This is a genomic window from Streptomyces sp. UH6 (genome assembly GCF_013421635.1).
In the GTDB taxonomy this organism is placed as follows: domain Bacteria; phylum Actinomycetota; class Actinomycetes; order Streptomycetales; family Streptomycetaceae; genus Streptomyces; species Streptomyces abyssomicinicus.
Map to the genome: position 1 here is coordinate 1 of NZ_JACADT010000428.1, position 4,691 is coordinate 4,691.

General features: G+C 69.0%; 7 protein-coding genes. All 7 read right to left on the reverse strand.

The annotated features are described in order from the left end of the window. Positions 1–801: tRNA pseudouridine(38-40) synthase TruA (gene truA, locus HW445_RS19105; RefSeq protein WP_180222216.1), on the reverse strand; the 801-nt coding region annotated here is incomplete at its 3' end. Positions 802–891: 90 nt separating this feature from the next. Next, entirely contained in the window at positions 892–1,386 is a 495-nt protein-coding gene (gene rplQ, locus HW445_RS19110) for a 50S ribosomal protein L17 (RefSeq protein WP_180222217.1), read from the reverse strand. A 180-nt stretch (positions 1,387–1,566) separates the two neighbouring features. Then, positions 1,567–2,589: a DNA-directed RNA polymerase subunit alpha gene (locus tag HW445_RS19115; RefSeq protein WP_151771761.1), complete on the reverse strand. Its 1,023-nt coding sequence runs from the start codon at positions 2,587–2,589 to the stop codon at positions 1,567–1,569. A 426-nt stretch (positions 2,590–3,015) separates the two neighbouring features. Continuing rightward, a complete protein-coding gene (gene rpsK, locus HW445_RS19120) occupies positions 3,016–3,420 on the reverse strand; it encodes a 30S ribosomal protein S11 (RefSeq protein WP_003956432.1) in 405 nt (134 codons plus the stop codon). A gap of 65 nt (positions 3,421–3,485) precedes the next feature. Then, positions 3,486–3,866: a 30S ribosomal protein S13 gene (gene rpsM, locus HW445_RS19125; protein ID WP_151771762.1), complete on the reverse strand. Its 381-nt coding sequence runs from the start codon at positions 3,864–3,866 to the stop codon at positions 3,486–3,488. 205 nt (positions 3,867–4,071) lie between these two features. After that, positions 4,072–4,185, reverse strand: a complete 114-nt coding sequence (gene rpmJ / locus HW445_RS19130) for a 50S ribosomal protein L36 (RefSeq protein WP_003998809.1) — start codon at positions 4,183–4,185, stop codon at positions 4,072–4,074. 78 nt (positions 4,186–4,263) lie between these two features. Beyond that, positions 4,264–4,485, reverse strand: a complete 222-nt coding sequence (gene infA, locus HW445_RS19135) for a translation initiation factor IF-1 (protein WP_004927214.1) — start codon at positions 4,483–4,485, stop codon at positions 4,264–4,266. Between the last annotated feature and the right edge of the window lie 206 nt (positions 4,486–4,691).

Consider the following 4,691-nt stretch of genomic DNA (forward strand, 5'->3'; position numbering starts at 1 on the left):
GGCGAGCTGGTCGTCGGCCGGGTAGCCGACCTCCTCCAGCGTCAGCCCGTGCGGCCGCACCACGTGCACGGCGGAGTCCCGCACCCCGGCCGCCAGCACCTTCCCGGGCCACTCGACCGGCCGGTGCCCGTCGCCGACGAACAGCAGGGCGCCGATCAGCGAGCGCACCATGTTGTGGCAGAAGGCGTCCGCCCGCACCGTCGCGGTGACGATCCCGTCGTCCCCGCGCACCAGGCTGAGCTCCTGGAGGGTGCGGATGGTGGTGGCGCCCTCCCGCTTCTTGCAGTAGGCGGCGAAGTCGTGCTCGCCGAGCAGCGCCTTGGCCGCCTCGTTCATCGCGGCGACGTCCAGCGGCCAGTCGTGCCACAGCACGTGCCCGCGCAGCAGCGGGTCGACGCCTCCGGGGGCGTCGGTGACGCGGTAGGCGTACCGGCGCCAGATCGCGGAGAACCGCGCGTTGAACCCGGCGGGCGCCTCGACGGCGGACCAGATCCGCACGTCCCGGGAGAGCCGCCCGGCGAGCCGCTTCAGCAGCTTCTCCCGGTGCTCGGCCCACAGCTCCTCCGGAAGGTCGACGTGGGCGACCTGCCCCCGGGCGTGCACCCCGGCATCGGTGCGGCCGGCCACGGTCAGCTCGTACGTCGTCTCCCGCGACCGGGTCACGGTGCGCAGCGCGTCCTCGATCTCGCCCTGCACGGTCCGCTTCCCGCCGGCCTGCTTGGCCCACCCGTGGAAGGCGGTGCCGTCGTAGGACAGGTCCAGGCGCACCCGGACGAGACCGGGCTGTACTTCGTCGCTCACCCTTCGATCCTCTCAGGTCCCCGCACGCGAAAGCGGGCCCGCCCCGGAAGGGCGGACCCGCTCGCGTCAGGCGTCAGCCAGGGCGCCGAATCAGGCGTCCTTGGACTCCTCGGCCGGAGCCTCGGTGGCCTCGTTCGTCTCGGTGGCCTCGGCCTGCTTGGCCTCGTCCTCCTTGACGGCGCGCTTGGTCGCGGCCTCGGCCTCACCGGTGGCCTGCTGGGCCACGGTCAGGGCCTCCACCAGCTCGATGACGGCCATGGGCGCGTTGTCGCCACGGCGGTTACCGATCTTGGTGATGCGCGTGTAACCACCCGGGCGGTTCTCGTAGCGCGGGCCGATCTCGGTGAAGAGCGTGTGGACGACGCTCTTGTCCGTGATCACCGAGAGCACCTGGCGGCGGTTGTGAAGGTCGCCCTTCTTCGCCTTGGTGACCAGACGCTCGGCGTACGGGCGCAGACGGCGCGCCTTGGCCTCGGTGGTGGTGATGCGGCCGTGCTCGAAGAGGCTCTTGGCGAGGTTCGCGAGGAGCAGCTTCTCGTGCGCGGCGCTGCCGCCCAGACGGGCACCCTTGGTGGGCTTCGGCATGTCTTCTCCTAGGTGTCTGCCCCGGCCGTATCAGGTACCGGAGTCAGTATCCGAGCGGGCGGTCGCCCGTCGAAGATCCGGGACGAACCCGGAAGAGTGAACAGCACCCCAGGGTACGGCGTCCCGAAGGGTGCGAACCGCACCTGTGGCGGGGTCCGGGGACCCCGCCACAGGAGACGGTCAGTACTGCTCGGTCTCGACGAACCCGGCGTCCGAGTCGTCGTCCGCGCCGAACGCGTCGGCGGCGGCGGTCGGGTCGAATCCGGGCGGGCTGTCCTTGAGGGCCAGGCCCATGCCGGCCAGCTTCGCCTTGACCTCGTCGATGGACTTCGCACCGAAGTTGCGGATGTCCAGCAGGTCGGCCTCGGAGCGGGCGACGAGCTCACCCACGGAGTGGATGCCCTCGCGCTTGAGGCAGTTGTACGACCGAACGGTGAGCTCGAGCTCCTCGATCGGCAGCGCCAGGTCGGCGGCCAGGGCGGCGTCCGTCGGGGACGGGCCCATGTCGATGCCCTCGGCGTCGACGTTGAGCTCGCGGGCCAGACCGAACAGCTCGACCAGGGTCTTGCCGGCCGACGCCATGGCGTCACGCGGGCGCATGGCCTGCTTGGTCTCGACGTCGACGATCAGCTTGTCGAAGTCGGTCCGCTGCTCGACTCGGGTCGCCTCGACCTTGTAGGTGACCTTGAGGACCGGCGAGTAGATCGAATCGACCGGGATGCGGCCGATCTCCTGGCCGGCCTGCTTGTTCTGGACGGCGGAGACGTAGCCGCGACCGCGCTCGACGGTCAGCTCCATCTCCAGCTTGCCCTTGCCGTTCAGCGAGGCCAGAACCAGGTCGGGGTTGTGCACCTCGACACCGGCCGGGGGCGCGATGTCGGCGGCGGTGACCAGACCCGGGCCCTGCTTGCGCAGGTACATCACGACCGGCTCGTCGTGCTCCGAGGAGACGACCAGCTGCTTGATGTTGAGGATCAGGTCGGTGACGTCCTCCTTGACGCCCGGCACGGTGGTGAACTCGTGCAGCACGCCGTCGATGCGGATGGACGTGACCGCCGCACCCGGGATCGAGGAGAGGAGGGTACGACGCAGGGAGTTGCCGAGGGTGTAACCGAAGCCCGGCTCCAGCGGCTCGATCACGAACCGGGAGCGGAACTCGTCGACGACCTCTTCGGTCAACGAGGGACGCTGAGCGATCAGCATTCTTGGATCAGATCCTTCTTTCGTGGACGCCCGCTATTTGACGTCCGACGGAACCGTGCCCATTGCCGAGGCACGGGTACTGCAAGGATACGGGCGGCACGTCCCCTCCCGGAGTCGTACCGCCCGAACCTCAAGCCCTCACGGGCATCGCATACGGCGACCGGCAGCCGGGAGAACCCGGCCGCGGATCAGACGCGGCGACGCTTCGGCGGACGGCAGCCGTACTGCGACATCCGGGGGATAACCCCCGGGCCCCCAGCCGGAGCCTCCCCGCCGTGACCGGCAGCCGGGAGAACCCGGCCGCGGATCAGACGCGGCGACGCTTCGGCGGACGGCAGCCGTACTGCGACATCCGGGGGATAACTCCCGGGCCCCCAGCCGGAGCCTCCCCGCCGTGACCGGCAGCCGGGAGAACCCGGCCGCGGATCAGACGCGGCGACGCTTCGGCGGACGGCAGCCGTTGTGCGGGGTGGGGGTGACGTCCTGGATCGAGCCCACCTCGAGGCCGGTGGCCTGGAGGGAACGGATCGCGGTCTCACGGCCGGAGCCGGGACCCTTGACGAAGACGTCGACCTTGCGCATGCCGTGCTCCTGCGCGCGACGCGCGGCCGACTCGGCGGCCATCTGCGCGGCGAACGGGGTGGACTTGCGCGAGCCCTTGAAGCCGACGTGGCCGGCGGAGGCCCAGGAGATCACGTTGCCGGACGGGTCCGTGATCGAGACGATCGTGTTGTTGAACGTGCTCTTGATGTGCGCGTGGCCGTGAGCGACGTTCTTCTTTTCCTTGCGGCGCACCTTCTTGGCAGCGCCCTGACGTCCCTTGGGGGGCATGTCTTATCTCCTACGGGAGGTGGTCGGTCCTACAGCGAAGACCGTGGACAGTCGTCCGCTGCGGACTACTTCTTGCCCGGCTTCTTCTTGCCGGCGATGGCGCGACGCGGGCCCTTGCGGGTACGGGCGTTCGTGCTGGTGCGCTGGCCGCGGACCGGCAGGCCACGACGGTGACGCAGACCCTGGTAGGAGCCGATCTCGACCTTGCGGCGGATGTCGGCCGCAACCTCGCGACGGAGGTCACCCTCGGTCTTGATGTTGGCGTCCACGTACTCGCGGATCGCGACGAGCTGCTCCTCGGAGAGGTCGCGAACACGGATGTTCGGGTCGATGCCCGTCGCGGCCAGCGTCTGCTGGGAGAGGGTCCGGCCGATGCCGAACACGTAGGTGAGGGCGACCTCCACGCGCTTTTCGCGCGGGATGTCAACACCGGAAACGCGTGCCATTCAATGGCTCCAGTTGGTTGTCGGAGGTCTGTAGCAGAACCGGCTCCCGCCCGCCGTTCCCCGCCGTTTCACGGGGTCGGTACGGGACGGGTCCCCAGCCTCCGACCGGGGGTGTCGGAACCGACGAGGCGGTTCCGGGTCCTGCGTATGACATTTTGCTCGCGTCGCGCGAAGACTCTGCGGAAGCAGAGGGGAGGTCAGTGCGTCAGCCCTGGCGCTGCTTGTGGCGCGGGTTCTCGCAGATGACCATGACCCGACCGTGACGGCGGATCACCCTGCACTTGTCGCAGATCTTCTTGACGCTCGGCTTGACCTTCATGGGATGAGGTTCTCCGGGTCAGTGCCACCACCCGCGCGGACCGTCCAAGCCGGACGGGTGCACGGAGTGCAGGCAGATCTACTTGTACCGGTAGACGATCCGGCCACGCGTCAGGTCGTACGGAGACAGCTCCACCACGACCCGGTCGTCAGGGAGGATGCGGATGTAGTGCATACGCATCTTGCCGCTGATGTGAGCCAGGACCTGGTGGCCGTTCTGGAGCTCGACCCTGAACATGGCGTTCGGCAGAGACTCGACGACAGTGCCCTCGATCTCGATGGCACCTTGCTTCTTGGCCACGCTTCGCCCTTCGAATCGACTACCTTGATCGACCCCGCGCGGAGCGCATACGGACATGCGGGTGCACGGGAGCCGACGAGTCAGTCTACGTCAGGGCCCCGCGAAATACGAATCGGGGAAGAATGCCCCATCCGCGTGATCCTTATGCGGAATCCCGGTGACGGAAAAACGGCACGGCGTCCTGCGCACGCCCGGCCCGGGCCCGC